We start from the raw sequence: 15,112 nt of genomic DNA, 5'->3' as shown, positions 1-15,112 counted from the left end.
GAAAACCTGTTGAGGTTTTTTTATGAACTAATATTTTAAAAATGTGGTTTATTTTTTAATAAAAACATCTATGCAAATAGACTGCACTGATGAGCTGTAAACTTGCAATAGAAATTAATAATAGTATTATGGCAAGATGTACAGCTCCAGTTAATGGACATCGCTCTGCAAGTGCAAGAGCAAACTGCCCTGCTTGTGGTGGTTACAGTAGTTATAGAGGCTACTCAGATTACTCATCGTCTTATTCTAGATCATACGGATCTACCAGAAGTAGTTCAGGCAATAGTAGTAGTGGTAAAACAAAAGCTAGATGGTCATCTCCTACTTCTATTGTTCTTTACACTCCTTCTGAAATTCGTACACTAACTCCAATTCGAGAAAATGTAGAAAAACGTATAGAATTACCTGACTTAAGAGATGTTTTTCTTTGTCATGCGTGGGATGATCGTAAAGAATCTGCAAAACAATTACATGACCTTTTAGAAGAAAAAGGAATTACAGTATGGTTTAGCGAAAAAGACGTTTTATTAGGATCATCTTTATTAAGAGAAATTGATAAAGGTTTAGCCAAATCTCGTGTTGGAATTGTGCTTGTAACTCCTTCTTTTTTGAAACGTATAAAAGGAGAAGGAATTGCGGATAAAGAACTTTCTGCTTTATTAGCACGTGATTTATTAGTACCAATTGTACATGAGACTACTTATGATGAACTGCGTGAAGTTAGCCCATTGCTTGGTTCAAGAAGTGGATTAAGCACGAAAGAAGATTCTTTAACTGATATTGCAAATAAATTGTTTGAACTTGTTAGTGTTGAAGAGTAATTTTTAATTATTTTTTTAAGTAAAATCCCTTTGAATAGAGATTTTTTAAACGTCACAGTATGTCTGTTTCTTAAGTTAATTTTAGAAATAAATAATACATATGGAAGAGCACTTTAATGAAATCGAAAAAGAAATTTTACAGAATGGTTTAAAGAAAACTTTTACTGGAGGATTGGAACAGGTAATAAACGAAATGACATCCTTTTTTAGTACAAATAGACTTGGAATTTCTATTCAAGAAAAAGTCCTCTTAATAATTAAATGTGATGAATCGAAAGAAGTTACTATGGATGATATTGGATTAATTAGTGACACAATTCAAGATGGAATGAATAATAAGGCTTCAATTGTTATGCATATTAATGATGAACCATTTTCCGAAAATAATGGCTTCGAATTAGCACTTTATTACTTGTTGGAAGAATAAATCTTATTATTAACCGCTGATAATATAGCTTTATCAGCGGTTATATTTAACTAGAAAATCTGTAAAATACTTACCTAATTGCTTTTCCCAAAACCAATTTTAGGACTTTCAGAATTTATTAATTCGTCATTACAAAATTGTTGTATTTCGTTAATATTACATTTCTTATCATAAAGCACTTCGTTAATCTCACTTTTACGGTAAATATTCTCAATTTGCCCTCCAGAGAAATTAAATGTTGCAGCTAATTTTTTGCAGGAATCTTTCGTTAAATAAGGAAATTTTGATTTCCAAATTTTAGCTTTAATTGATTCTTTTGGTTGATCAAAAAATATTTTATACAAAAACCTTCTTTCAAATGCGGTATCTAAATTCGTTGCCAAATTTGTAGTGGCCATCAAAATTCCGTCAAAATTCTCCAGTTCTTCCAAAAGAATATTCTGAATTGTATTTTCCGTTTGGGCAACATTAGAGCTATTAATTTCTTTTCTTGTAGAAAATATCGCATCAGCTTCGTTAAATAACAAAATAGGTGTGTGATTACATTCATTTAAAAACGATTTATATGATGTAAAAACACGTTTAATGACTTTTTCACTTTCGCCAAACCACATTGATTTTGATTGACTGATATCAACTTTCATGATTGAGCGATTTGTTGATTTTGCTAATTGTTTAACTACTTCTGTTTTACCTGTACCAGGAAATCCATGCAGTAATATTGAAATTCCTTTTGGTAAACCTTTTTCCTTTAATCTACTTTGTGTTTCTTTAAACTTGCTTTCTTCTAATAAATTTTCTAAAAAACTAAGTTGCTTCATCTCATCTTGATCAAAAATCAATTCACGTGCAACAATTTCTAATGGTTCAATAACATTATCTTTTTTTACTTTATTGTGCATTAATTTAATTCCACAATCAAATAGAAGTTGATACGATTTACTCGATAATTTCATTTCAGTATCGTTAAAAAACTTCGCTTCCACAATTTCAATTAAATTGTTTTCTAATAATACATGATTAGCATTTATTAAATTTTGCATTACATCAATTCGCTTACCAGCATTTTCATAGATTCCTTCTAATGCTCTACCAATATGTGTAGATTCTTTACCCGTAATTGTTTTCCAAATCAAATACAGGAAAAGATAATTTTCATCGATAGTAAAATTAAATTGTTTCACTTTTCTAATTAATGGAAAATCGACATGAAGATTAATTATTTGTCTTGTATATCTAAATAACTCAGAAGTAGAAATTTCGTCTTCATCTCTACGATTTCCCAAATTGTATATTTCTTCCAAACAATCTATGACATCATTTTTTCTCTCATCCAGAATTTTAGGAAAAGGTTTATTATTAAGAATGGCATTAGTAATTTCTTCATTGATTGTAAACTCATCATAAATTCCTTGAAGTTTTATTCGGTGTCTAGACTTCTCTTTTTTTATAAATTTCTGCTTTCGCAAAAAATCTAAATCGTCTGAAAATTCAAGAATTCTCATTGGATTACAATCAAAATATTGAATTAAATCATTCAAATCAACAGTTCTCCCTTTATAATTTAAAGCAATAATAACAGTTATGAATAATATTTGACTTTCAGATAATTTAAAATAACGTTGTAGTAAATTTATTTCATCTTTTGCTCTTTCAAAAAATGAGTTTTCTAATTTACAATTTTCAGCTTTTTCATATAAAAGACCAATATTTTCTAAGATTTGATTTTTGTTAAGGTTTTCCATTATCTAATTATTTGTAACAAATGTATTTTTAGATAAAGACAATATGTGTCTATTAAAAAATTAGAGAATAAAAAAAGACTCATCTAAAGATGAGTCTATATGTAGAAATTAATTATTATATTTCTCTAATAGTTGTAAAATTTCTTTTTCATGAGCTTTTATTTGAGTACTTCCCCAATTTTCGTTATCATAACTTTCAAACATCACTAAACGTTTTAAGGATGAATTATCATTAGCAAAATGCCTCTTCTTATATTCTGGGTGTTGGTCATTAGCTGATGAATTTTGTGAAACTGAAATCAAACATAAATTACCCAAGTTATTTAAGTAATTAGCTTCCTCCGTATTCTCATTTATTTTAGACTGTGGTAATAAATGCTCTTTAGAATTGAGTTGGCTAAATTTAAAATCCTTAAACCATAATTTTTTACGATTGATTTTTTCCTTTAATGAATATAATTTATCTTCTTTATTTAATTCATCTTCTTTATACAATTTCCAAAGTAAAAAATCAATGTAATAGAAATTATAAATAGTAATTTCTGGGTAGGTTATTTTTTTTCCATCATATTTATCTTTAGCAATGCTCAATAATTTTTCAATATATCCATTCAATGAAAAATCATTAAATTTTAAAATATCATGTAACCAATTATTATTTGAATTTGATGGATTCGAATAATATAACATTGTTAGAAGTTTTATTAATTCATCATCATTTTCAGAAAATGTTTTAACATTATAATCTAATGTTTCATTATATTTCCTAATCCCCCAATTTTGTCTATCTTCTTCTGATACTGTCAAATCTTGCTTAATGACATATTTATCAAAAACAATACGGTATTTCAATAAATAATTAATAAATTTTAATGAAAAGACTTCGTCTTTATGCTGAAAATATTCTAATAATTTTTTATCATCTAATGGTGTATTTTCATCTACAAGTTTTAGAACTTGCATTAAAAAATTTGGAAAGTCAATTATAGAACGATATTTTGCTTTTATTTCTTTTTTTTCTTGAGATAAACTGCTTAAGTCAATAGATTTTTCATCGTTAAGAATTTCACTCAATGTCTTTTCTTGATCTATTGAATAATTGGTTTTAAAATTAATCTCATCAAAAATTATGTTTTCCTGTTCTTTAAAAATTATTTCCCTTTCATCTGAATTAAAATTAGACCAAACGTAATCAGTCATATCAGAACAAGCGTCCCAAATTTTGGCAAACTTTTCCTGTTTTACTTGTTTTGTTTCATTATCATTATCATCAATTTTCCCCATTAACAAAGATTTTACAATTTCGTGTTTTTCTAACTGCTCTCCACGATTATTCATAATTTCAAAATAATGATTCAAATCGGTATCTTGAGGTACTTCAACCAAAAAAACTTTCACGTTCTCATAGAAGTTGGTTGAAAATTTCTGCATATCAATATGACTCAATTCTTCTTGTATAATATTGATTGCTGCTTGTATATTTTTTACACCTTGTGATGATATTTTATCGAAATCAGAAAAATTACTGTATAATTTTTCTATATAATTTTGAATATTTTTTCTTGAATCGAATTTTAAATTTGTTGATTTAACTTGACCGTAATCATTACTCATTAAAACAAGATTTATTAGTGTTAAAGTCGTGTGTCTTTGTTGACCATCAATCAATTCTAAATCTCCATTATCTCTTTTAAAATAAACTAAGGAACCTAAATAATAAGTTTTATCTCCATCTGTTTTATCTTCATCTGTTTTATCTCCCGAAAAATACTCTTTAATATCTGTAATCAACTGCGATATTTCTCCCTTTCCCCATGAATAATTTCTTTGATAAATAGGAATTACATATTGGTTTTGAGATAATATATTTTTTAACGAAATAGCTTTATTTTGATTCATTTTCTCTAAAATTATTTGTGTTTATGGCTTCTTTAATAAATTCAATATTATTCACTAAATCCAAATCTTCCTTAATTTTAATTGGTTTGAAAATATAGTTTCTCAATTGATTAGGATCTAATGAATTATTTATTTCTTGAATAATTTTTCTTGATGGGCTATTCAAAATTGTTTCTAAACGAATAGATTTAGAGTTACATCTAATAAAAAACACTTCTTTATAAAATGCTATGTAATAGTTTTCAAAATCACTCACAAAACCAAATCTATCTATAAATTGTAAAAGAATATTTTCGTATAAATTCCTTACTTTCTGATCTCCAGCGCGGTCAGATTGATAATATAAACAATACTTTTTATAAAACTTATTAAATGCAGACACCTCCATTTTTTGCTCTAACGGAATCAAGTTATTTTTTAGTTCTATATAATGTTCTATATACTCAAAAAATCGTTTACCATTAATAATAGGCATTGTTATAGAAAAAGGATAGGTTTGGGACATTTTATGATTCTTAAGATAATAATCATTTTGAGCATTTGTTATAACCCCATCAAGTGTACGCAAACTTTCTTCATAAGGAAATTGTTGCTTTTCATATAATGAAATCCCTTTAAATTCATCAATATCTTTTTTAGTAAAATTATAAATAGATTCATTTTTAGCCCATTTTCTAATTTTAAAAAGATGATTATCAAAAATTGGTTTCAAAGTATGGTTTTCGATAGATTCTTCCCATTTTTTCACACAATTAGATTTTTCTTCTTCAGTATTATACTTCATTTCTCTAAGATGAAATGCTTTTAAGAGATCATAAGGTTCTAATTCTTTTCCTCTTGCATTTTGAGAATCGAATAATTGAAATGCTTCATCTTGATTAAAAACCGTAAATAAAACAAACTCACAGTTCTCAATCAATTTATTATAGAAAAATTCGATATTTTCTTTTGATATTTTTTGTTTCCAATTATTAATAACTCTATAATTGTAAACAATATTTTCTTTCGATATTTTATGTTTATATTTTTGATTTAATAATAAACAATCTTCCTTGTCTAATGCTTTTAAAAGAATAGAAATAGTCGTTAAACGCTGTTGTCCATCAACAATATTTAATTCATTCTTATTTACTTCATGTAAAATAACACTGCCAATTCTATATGTTTTTTCTTGTATAATAATATGTTCATAAATATCATCTAATAATTGTGTTACGTGTTTTTCGTCCCATTTGTAAGGTCGCTGATATGGAGGTATTTTTAAACTATTATTAGAAATAATTTCTTTTAGTGATTTTATTTCTTGTTTTGCTATTCTTGATTCATTCATTTTAAAATTCTTTACTTATTCTCCAAAAACATTACGCCAACTCATATCATCTTCATCAAAATCATCATCATGTCTATTTGGAAACATCATATCTAATTCAGCTTCTTCATTATAAAAATCAAACTCTTGTTTCATTTCTTTTACTAAACTATTAAGTTCTCTAAGCTTAATTAATTCAGTTTCTTGATTTTCAAACATAGGTTCATCCTGAAAACTATATTCATCTAACAAAAGTCTTACCTCATCTTCTAACTCATAAACTTCATCTTCAACATCATAATTATCATTGTCAAGCTCTTCATATAATTTATTATAGGTATCAAAAAGCGACTCTATTTGTTTCATAATTTTGGTTTTAGTAATTATTCAAAAATATTTTATTTCTAAAAATTTATTTTACGGTTTTACGTAATTGAAAATTTTATTTTTGGTTCTTAAGATTATTTAATCCTACCTCCAAAAATTTTAAAAATTTCTCTCTTACAACTTTTGGTTCTAATGATAATAAACGTTCATTATGCGTTAAGATTTCTTGGTAAAAATCATAAGTTGGAACTAAATTTAGTTCAAGTTTCAACTCATTTTCATTGTCTACAAGAATCTTTTGAGAATGATGAATGGGTAAGGATTTTACATACATTCCTTGCCATGGAATCAGAGATAAAGTGATTTTAGTTGGCTCTTGTCCTAATGTCGAAATAATACCAAACGAATTGACAAACATATCTTCAACATTCACAATATTATTCTTTACAAAAGTTGAAGAATGAATTTCTAAATTTGAAATTCTGTCCAATCCATACGTTTTCAAAGTAAAGTCATTATCATTACGATCTTTAGCAATCAAATACCAACGATTTCTAAATTCTTTCATCGCATAAGGTTCTAAAACCTTTTTATTAGGAATACCTTCCCAATATTTCGTATAAGTGCAACTAATAATTTTTGTGTTTTTAATCGCATGAATTAGTCCATCAAGATTTTCCAATCCAGAAGCTTGTCTTTTTTCAAAAAGTAAGATGTTCGCTTGGTCAGCTGCCTTTTTATAAGCATTAACTAATAATAAATTATCAAAAATTGTTTGATTAGGTTCTATTTCATCTACAATTTGGTAAAGCATAGTAGAACGATTAAACTTCGTTTCTAATTTAAAAAGTTCTTTAAGTAATTTTCGATCACGCTTAAACGTTTTTTCACTGAAAGCTAATTCACCATCAAAGTCTTCATCATGATAATATTTTTCTTCTAAATAATTCTGTACTTCTCTAAAACTAACTCCTTTTGGTTTTGATTTTAGGAAGTTGGATATGTTCATCAACCGAAACATTTGTTCTCTTTTAGCCATATTTTGTAATTTTAATGCAAACATAAAATAGTTAACAGACAAGCAATGTCTTTTAGCTATTCTTAAAATTAAGATTCCAATAATTCTAATCGTTCTCGAATTCTTTTCAATACATTTTGATCAAGATCATGGTAGTTATCTCTCAAACCCTGAGTAAAATCGTCAGCTTTAAATTCGTTTATTTTTAAATTAAATAAGATTTGTGTAAATCGTTGTTCAGGATTTTTAGATGAATATTCTTTTATCAATTCTACTAATTCATCAACTTTGTTGATATTTTCTTCAATCATTTTTTTGAAATTTTTTATATCAATGTATGAGATATTGAGACGTGCATAATTTTTAAAAAAAAATTATTTTCAAATTTATTTAAAGCCAAGACCATACTATGTCCATACCTCAGATTAATTTTGAAATAAATAAATAAATAAATAATCATGAAAGAAGGCGAAGATAAAATTGAAAAGCACATTTTAGAAAATGGTTTAAAAGAAACTTTTAGAGGAGGTTTTGAACAAATAATAAATGAAATATCATCATTTTTAAATGATAAATCATTCCAAGAAAAAATTATTTTAAAAATTAGATGCGATCAATCTAAAGAAATTACGATGGATGATATTGGATTATTGAATGATACTATTCAAAAAGAAATGCTTAATAAAGCTTCTATTGTAATGCATATTGAAGAACATGATATTACAGAAAATTACGATTATGAATTATCACTTTATTATTTAAAAGAGAATTAAATAATACAATTACGTTAAACCGTAAAAATATATTTAAAACATGGATTAACCTATCCAAATTAACAAAAACTATAAATATTATAAATTATGTCACAAATGATTAATTACAATGGCGAAATGATTCGTATCAATTCAACAAACTCAAACAAATTAGAATATTCTAAAAATGATGGGAGAACATGGAACACAAGATTCTCAGGGTCTTCATATGGAAACTTTATAGAGTTAATTGATAATGGTAAAGAATTACTTGCCAAAACAAGTAAAGGATTATATTATTCTAAAAACGAAGGTAGAACTTGGAATAAAAGAAGTTAATTCTAACTTAATAAACCGCTGATAATATAGATTTATCAGCGGTTAATTTGATAATTATTGGATTATAAGTTAGTAATTATTCTCTAACATCTTCTGAAGTAAAATCATTAAAAAAAGTATTGAAGAGAAACAGATTGATAAAATAAACAAGATTTGGTATAAAAATCAAGAACTAGCTTTATTAAGATATAATGCTAATAATCCTTATTTACAAGCTAAAAATTTATATAATAAGAGAGGTTCAAATGGTGTTTCTAGAAATCCATTACGAAAAATTGTAGAAAAGGATATTGATCTATTTACAACTTATTTCCCTATCATTTTAACTACTCCTGAAGTAGCAAGTAATTTATTTAGAAATAGAAATAAATATTTTGATATAATAATCTTTGATGAGGCCAGCCAGTTAAGATTAGAGGATAATTTACCAGCAATGATGAAAGGTAAACAAATAATTATTGCTGGTGATGAACATCAAATGCCACCTTCAAGTTTCTTTACAAAAATTCTTGATGGTCAAATTGATAGTGAAGATGATTTAGAAGATGATGAAAATATATTTATTGACGATAAAAATAATTTTGAAGCGCAAATATTAAATGCTGTTTCATTATTAGACTTTGCATCTTTATTAAAATTTGAAAATATCTCACTTGATTTTCATTATAGATCGAAACACCCAGATTTAATAGAATTTTCGAATGCTGCTTTTTATAACAATAAATTAATTGCATTACCTCCGTCACATCAATACAATGCAATTCAATATGATAATATGGATGGGGCGTTTATTGATCGTATTAATAAAGCGGAAGCTATTAAAGTTTTAGAAATTTTACAAAATGACATTCATCCAAATAAAGATGGATCATATCCATCTGTAGGGATTGCAACATTTAACATAGAGCAACGTAATTATATTAAGAAGCTTATTTTGGAAAAACAACAAGATCCAAAATTGGTAAAATTTTCTAATAAAATAAATAAATTATTAGAGAATGGAATGTTTGTTAAAAACTTAGAAAATATTCAAGGGGATGAAAGAGATATTATAATTATTTCTACTACATACGGAAAAGATAAGGATGGCAGACAAAGTGAAAGATATGGATTATTAAATTTCCAAAAAGGGTACAAATTATTAAATGTTATTGTCACTCGTGCTAAAAATAAATGTTTTGTGGTTACTTCTATACCTGAAGATAAAATTTTAAATTTTAGACAGTACTTAGCATTAGAAAAATCAAATAACCGTAAAGCTGTTTTTATGGCATATTTAGCATATGCTAAGGCAGTTAGTGAAAACAATGAAGAACTTAAAAATAATGTTTTAGAAGCTTTAAAAGAAAATACTTTAAATAAGGTAGGGCCTTCTACTTTCTTATACGCAGAAACAGAATCTCCATTTGAAGATGAAGTTTATCAATACTTAGCAGAATATTTTGGTGTAGACAATCTGTATACACAGTATAAATTTGGAGGTTTCAGAATTGATATTGTGTATGATTTTAAGGTAGCTGGTATTCCTAAAATAGCAATTGAATGCGATGGTGCTAAATACCATTCAAGCGATGAAGCTTATCTACACGATATTCATAGACAAAAAATTCTAGAAGGTTATGGTTTTGTTTTTCATAGAATATGGAGTACAGACTGGTGGAGAAATCCAGAATTTGAATTTAATCGTTTAAAAGATTTTATTGAAACTTACAAAGACGAAATTGAGAAAAAACGTTTAAAGCTTGAAGAATTAGATTTTCAAGAAGAAGAAATTCTTTTTGAAGATAATAGTGATGAGATTTTATTTGATCCTAATGAAATTGAATTAAATATCCCATCAATAGAGAAAAATTATATTGATGATTTGATAGTAGAGGAAGATGAAGTATCTATAACAACTATAATTGATACTACTCCTAAGGTAAAAATAAACTCTCTTGTTACAGTCAAATATGCATTAGATGAAAAAATTGTAACCTTAAAAATAGTTGCTTTACCAAAAGATGCAATAACTAAAAATGATATTATTGGTATTCATTATACTACACCTATTGCCCAACAATTACTTGAGAAACAAGTGGGTGCTGTTTTAAATATTCCTAACACATCGAATTCAGTCGAAATTTTAGAAATCGAATAAATGAAAGGGTGCTTACAGATTATATTCTCATCTATTATTCTACTTTTATTTTGTTTATTTATGGCTATTGTAACCTCTTTATTCCAAAATAAAAATGAACCAAATAAATCAGATAATAAAGTATTAGAATCAAATTATGAAATAGATAAATCTATTGATTTTAAAAATAATTATGATGTGAATGATATCGAAACTATTCGGAATAATTATGATTATAATGAAACTAATTTTAATTATAGATCTGGAGCAATTTGTAATGATGGTACTCAATCTTCAGCTACTGGTAGGGGAGCTTGTTCTCATCATGGCGGTGTTGCATATTGGCTTAATTAATTTTGAACAATAATAAAATATAAATCCCCAACTCAATTTCAAATTCAGTTGGGGATTTTTTAGCTGCCAACAACAGCAAAATAACTCAAAACTCATCACTCAAAACCCACAACTCGAAGCCTAGCTAAGTTACATAACGTGGCATTATAGCCACCTGACGGGCTAACGGGGACAAGCCCGCTATAATCACATTATGTAAAATAGCGGCTCCTTTAACTGTCCGAAGATCTAAACATCTCATGTCGTTTTTTGCACTTGTTGAGGTTTTAAATTATCGCAACAAGCATTTTTGCACAAACGATTTACTCCGTTAGGTTCATTCCACTTTACTTCATTCCATTTTCAGTATGAAAATAATGTACTTCCATTTCATTACGTGTCGTTTCATTCACCAAACTCCACAAACCAGCCCTTGCATTCGTTGCTAAGAACTGTTTTTCACAAAGCAGAAAAACAAAAGCAACCAATGCTGATAAGGGCTTTCGTTCTACACAAAAAATGCTTGATAAGCGATAAGATTTCCACATTTCCCCGCCACCCCATTAGTAGCTACAGGCTCAGAAAAGCAAAGTTTTATACAAGGTTCATTTGTGATTGCGCTAAACAGCAAGTCGCATCACATCGTTCAGTACTCCATTGCAAGCAATTCGTAACCCCTCACTTTTGTGCTGCTTGATTGCTTATTAGCCCACACAAATTGGTTCGGTGTAGTAAAACATCCTGAAGGATGTTCCACTACATATCCTCACCACCTTTTTAAAATAGAAGCATGCTTTTCTTCGCCTGCGCATATTTCCCCGATTGAAATTTTTAATGCTAACAAATCCCACATTGAAAAAAGACAATTCCACTTCCAAATTAAAACCTGGAATCAAGACAATTCGATTTTCCAAAAATCCAACAAAAAGAACCGCAAAGGTCTATCAGTTTCATTTTTAGTCAAGGTCAAGCCTTGAAGATTTACATCAAAATCTCCACCTATACAGGTCGTATTTGGATGTAAAACCTTGCCTTAAAAAATGCTCCTGCTATATCGTAGAGCTTTCTTTTTTTTCCTTTTTTTAATTTTAAAATAGGCCTTAAAATGATACCGTTAAGAAAATCATTTTCATAAATAAAAACGGCATAATAATTCGCAGACGAGCGTCAATCCATTAAGAGTAACGTAAAAATGTTTACCGACTGAAAGGAGTGATTTAAACATTTTAGAGAAACGAAATGATGATTGACCGTCGAGAATTGAAGCCTTGATTTTTTTGGTTCCTTTTTTCATCAAGGAAAAAAGAACATAAAGATATTTAATAAATAAAGGCCCTTCCAACGAAGAGCCTTTTATTTATTTTTCTAATTTTTTAAGAATATACGAAACTACGAAACTCACAAATGCACCTACACCAGCTAAAACCGCAGTTTGTACTAAATCATTTATGCCTAAGTTCCCCGCAATACTAAATAGTGTACCCCAAAGTGTACCCATTTTCAATTGACTATCCTGAATCATGTGTATTGACACCATCTACAACGGTCAATTGACTGACAGAACTTAGTATTCCACCTGCAACAGTTAAGTATCCGCCAAGATCATTTAACCAACTTGGTAAATCTACTGGAGAGGCTAAAAGCGCTCCACCAATTGCAGCTAATACCAAACCAATATTTCGGAGCAATTGAAACAACTTAGGCGTCGGGGATTGAATTCGATCAACTATTTTCATCCGATAATTTTTAAAATTAAACATTACTAAAAAGCATTGGCCTTAAAACGATACCGTTAAGAAAATGAAACGTGAGTAGGATTAGAATAAATTAGTGACTGAAAGGAATCATTCATTATTCGGCTTTTATCCACGCCACCTTTCTCGCGTGCTAAAAAACCTTCCTTTGCTTTGTAAAAGGTAATGTCTCCAACAGTACCTAATAGCTTAATAATGCCCTTTTGTCTTGCCATTTCTTCAACATTTTAATCATTCAACATTCTATATTCTACCGGTATATAATACAAGTATAGAAAAAACCGTAACTTTATTAAAACCAGCAAATACCGAATGGCGTTTATATCATTTAATGTCCCTAAATGACCTATAGATGAAGTATATATACAGCATAGATGAAGTATGGATAGTATATGAAAATGTATAATTATGCAAAACAAGAAGCTACAACGGATTTGCGTTTACCCAAAGGACATTCAAATCATCACCGGTAAAAGTTATAGGCAATCACTTCGCATCTATAACAAAATCAAAGCGCACTACAACAAACAACCTCATCAAGTTATTACCTGGGAAGAATTAGGAGAGTATTTGGGGGTGAAAATTATTCGCAATCTACAAGATGCTGAAAATCAATAATATAAATTTTAAAATTAAAGAAATTATTCGTCAAAAAATACAAATATTTACCAACTAAATAATTGTTTATCATGTAATTACTTAATTTTATACGCAATAACACTAAAATATGAAAAGAAAATTTCTACTTCTTTTCACCATATCTTCTTTTATATATGCTCAAGATCATCAAAAATATAAATTTGATGATGTTTTATGGGAAAAAAGTATAGGTGGTGAAAATGGAGAATATCTTTTTGACGCAATTGCTACACCCGATTATGGTTTTCTACTTATCGGAAGTTCAACTTCAAATGCATCAGGAGATATTCAAAAAAATAACCAAGGTGGTTTAGATTACTTCATCTGGAAAATGGATGAAAACGGAAAACAAGAATGGCAGAATTCTTTTGGAGGAAATAAAGACGATATTCTTTCAACTGCCATTTTAACTAAAGATGGTGGATATCTTTTAGCGGGATATTCTAATTCCGATTTATCTGGCGATAAAACAGAGCCAAATTTTGGTTATTCTGATTATTGGATTATTAAACTAAATCCTAAAGGCGAAATCCAATGGCAAAAATCGATTGGTGGTTTAGGAAATGAATACCTAAATAAAATAATGCAAACTTCAGATGGTGGTTTTTTAGTTGCTGGTACTTCTGATTCTCCTAAATCTTCTGTAAAATCAGTAAGCGCAAATGAATCATTAGACTATTGGGTCATAAAACTAGATGCTAATGGGATAATAGTTTGGGAAAATTCATTCGGAGGTAATGGAATAGAAGAAATTATAGGTGTTACTGAAATCAATGATAGTTATTTTATTCTCGGTAATTCAAATTCTGAAACAGATATAATAAGAGAGAAGATTAAATATTGGCAAGTTTCTAAATTAAATGATAAAGGAGAATTAGTTGATCAATACAATCATTATGCAGAGAAGGAACAACAACTAGATAACATTTATGTTGATCAAAATTTAAATGAAATAATACTAGTAGGTACTCAAATTAAAGATGAGCAAAGAGAAATATTTGTTTCTTCGATTAATCAAGATTTGATATTAAATAAAAAATTTAAACAAAAAATAGAAACTGCAAATGTTATAAAGGATATTTCATTATTGGATTCTACAACCTTCTTAATCAGTGGAAACAATGTAAAATACCAAAATAAAAATGGTAACATTAATGCTGTTAGTAGTTTCAAATCTGAAATTTACAATAAAAACGGAGAAGTTATTTGGTCCAAAATAGTTTCAGGCGGACACTATGATTTTCTATCCAAAGCAATCACTACACGCGATGGATCATTAGTATTAATTGGAAATTCTGACTCAAATCAAAGTGGTAATAAATTTTCTTCAACAAATGGAGGGCAAGACTTCTTGATTGTTAAATTAGGCGACAAAACAACTACTTCATCGCGTCAATTTATAGAAGCTTATCCTAATCCTACTGCTGATTTTACAAACGTAATCATCAATAAAGATTTTGTAAACGCTACAATTGAAGTTTTCAATTTAAATGGTCAATTTATAAAATCTCAACAAGTTAAATACCATACTACTCCTATTAATTTAACTAATTTACCATCCGGAGTGTACATTGTAAATGTAAAATACGATGGTCAATCAGAATCTATTAAAGTTATTAAAAAGTAATAT

Annotated in this window: 17 protein-coding genes; 8 read left to right on the top strand and 9 right to left on the bottom strand. The window is 28.0% G+C overall.

Annotation, left to right across the window (positions count from 1 at the left end):
- Positions 1-89: 89 nt before the first annotated feature.
- Together EAH69_RS11915 and EAH69_RS11910 are read left to right on the top strand one after the other, a co-directional pair.
- The gene (locus EAH69_RS11915) at positions 90-821 is read left to right on the top strand and encodes a toll/interleukin-1 receptor domain-containing protein (protein ID WP_230466808.1); all 732 of its coding nucleotides are present in this window, start codon (positions 90-92) and stop codon (positions 819-821) included.
- Between the two features lie 100 nt (positions 822-921).
- The gene (locus EAH69_RS11910) at positions 922-1,248 is read left to right on the top strand and encodes a hypothetical protein (RefSeq protein ID WP_121935432.1); all 327 of its coding nucleotides are present in this window, start codon (positions 922-924) and stop codon (positions 1,246-1,248) included.
- A gap of 74 nt (positions 1,249-1,322) precedes the next feature.
- Here EAH69_RS11910 and EAH69_RS11905 read toward each other — a convergent pair whose 3' ends face one another.
- From EAH69_RS11905 to EAH69_RS11880, 6 genes are all read right to left on the bottom strand, one after another.
- Entirely contained in the window at positions 1,323-2,993 is a 1,671-nt protein-coding gene (locus EAH69_RS11905) for an ATP-binding protein (RefSeq protein ID WP_121935431.1), read from the bottom strand.
- Positions 2,994-3,101: 108 nt separating this feature from the next.
- On the bottom strand, positions 3,102-4,892 hold the full coding sequence (locus EAH69_RS11900) for a GmrSD restriction endonuclease domain-containing protein (RefSeq protein WP_121935430.1): 1,791 nt from the start codon (positions 4,890-4,892) through the stop codon (positions 3,102-3,104).
- Positions 4,879-6,222 (bottom strand): DUF262 domain-containing protein, encoded by a 1,344-nt coding sequence (locus EAH69_RS11895; protein ID WP_121935429.1) that lies wholly within the window; start codon positions 6,220-6,222, stop codon positions 4,879-4,881. Before EAH69_RS11895 ends, EAH69_RS11900 begins: the two co-directional genes overlap by 14 nt.
- Positions 6,223-6,237: 15 nt before the next feature.
- Positions 6,238-6,567: a hypothetical protein gene (locus tag EAH69_RS11890; RefSeq protein WP_121935428.1), complete on the bottom strand. Its 330-nt coding sequence runs from the start codon at positions 6,565-6,567 to the stop codon at positions 6,238-6,240.
- A 76-nt stretch (positions 6,568-6,643) separates the two neighbouring features.
- Positions 6,644-7,567: a helix-turn-helix transcriptional regulator gene (locus EAH69_RS11885; RefSeq protein WP_230466807.1), complete on the bottom strand. Its 924-nt coding sequence runs from the start codon at positions 7,565-7,567 to the stop codon at positions 6,644-6,646.
- A 68-nt stretch (positions 7,568-7,635) separates the two neighbouring features.
- Positions 7,636-7,857, bottom strand: coding sequence for a hypothetical protein (locus EAH69_RS11880; RefSeq protein ID WP_121935426.1), 222 nt, complete (start codon positions 7,855-7,857; stop codon positions 7,636-7,638).
- Positions 7,858-8,004: 147 nt separating this feature from the next.
- Here EAH69_RS11880 and EAH69_RS11875 point away from each other — a divergent pair, with 147 nt between their 5' ends.
- The 4 genes from EAH69_RS11875 (at position 8,005) to EAH69_RS11860 (ending at position 11,110) form a co-directional block, all read left to right on the top strand.
- A complete protein-coding gene (locus EAH69_RS11875; RefSeq protein WP_121935425.1) occupies positions 8,005-8,319 on the top strand; it encodes a hypothetical protein in 315 nt (104 codons plus the stop codon).
- An 87-nt stretch (positions 8,320-8,406) separates the two neighbouring features.
- Positions 8,407-8,637, top strand: coding sequence for a beta propeller repeat protein (locus EAH69_RS11870; protein ID WP_121935424.1), 231 nt, complete (start codon positions 8,407-8,409; stop codon positions 8,635-8,637).
- A 103-nt stretch (positions 8,638-8,740) separates the two neighbouring features.
- Positions 8,741-10,777, top strand: coding sequence for an AAA domain-containing protein (locus EAH69_RS11865; RefSeq protein WP_317124743.1), 2,037 nt, complete (start codon positions 8,741-8,743; stop codon positions 10,775-10,777).
- A gap of 60 nt (positions 10,778-10,837) precedes the next feature.
- Positions 10,838-11,110, top strand: coding sequence for a DUF3761 domain-containing protein (locus EAH69_RS11860; RefSeq protein WP_230466806.1), 273 nt, complete (start codon positions 10,838-10,840; stop codon positions 11,108-11,110).
- Positions 11,111-12,446: 1,336 nt separating this feature from the next.
- On the opposite strand, the gene EAH69_RS13995 is transcribed toward EAH69_RS11860, so the two are convergent.
- The 3 genes from EAH69_RS13995 to EAH69_RS13990 all read right to left on the bottom strand — a co-directional run bounded on the left by EAH69_RS13995 (position 12,447) and on the right by EAH69_RS13990 (position 13,058).
- Complete coding sequence (locus tag EAH69_RS13995) at positions 12,447-12,587, bottom strand: hypothetical protein (protein WP_230466805.1); 141 nt, start codon at positions 12,585-12,587, stop codon at positions 12,447-12,449.
- Between the two features lie 10 nt (positions 12,588-12,597).
- Positions 12,598-12,786 (bottom strand): hypothetical protein, encoded by a 189-nt coding sequence (locus tag EAH69_RS11850; RefSeq protein ID WP_230466804.1) that lies wholly within the window; start codon positions 12,784-12,786, stop codon positions 12,598-12,600.
- 95 nt (positions 12,787-12,881) lie between these two features.
- Positions 12,882-13,058 (bottom strand): hypothetical protein, encoded by a 177-nt coding sequence (locus EAH69_RS13990; RefSeq protein ID WP_230466813.1) that lies wholly within the window; start codon positions 13,056-13,058, stop codon positions 12,882-12,884.
- Positions 13,059-13,251: 193 nt separating this feature from the next.
- Here EAH69_RS13990 and EAH69_RS11845 point away from each other — a divergent pair, with 193 nt between their 5' ends.
- Both EAH69_RS11845 and EAH69_RS11840 read left to right on the top strand, forming a co-directional pair.
- Entirely contained in the window at positions 13,252-13,461 is a 210-nt protein-coding gene (locus EAH69_RS11845) for a hypothetical protein (protein ID WP_121935419.1), read from the top strand.
- 109 nt (positions 13,462-13,570) lie between these two features.
- Entirely contained in the window at positions 13,571-15,109 is a 1,539-nt protein-coding gene (locus EAH69_RS11840; RefSeq protein ID WP_121935418.1) for a T9SS type A sorting domain-containing protein, read from the top strand.
- Positions 15,110-15,112: the final 3 nt, after the last annotated feature.

Origin of the sequence: Faecalibacter macacae, from assembly GCF_003687725.1 — a bacterium.
Taxonomy (GTDB): domain Bacteria; phylum Bacteroidota; class Bacteroidia; order Flavobacteriales; family Weeksellaceae; genus Empedobacter; species Empedobacter macacae.
Note: the sequence above shows the minus strand (reverse complement) of the source record. Positions and strands in the feature narration are given on the sequence as shown.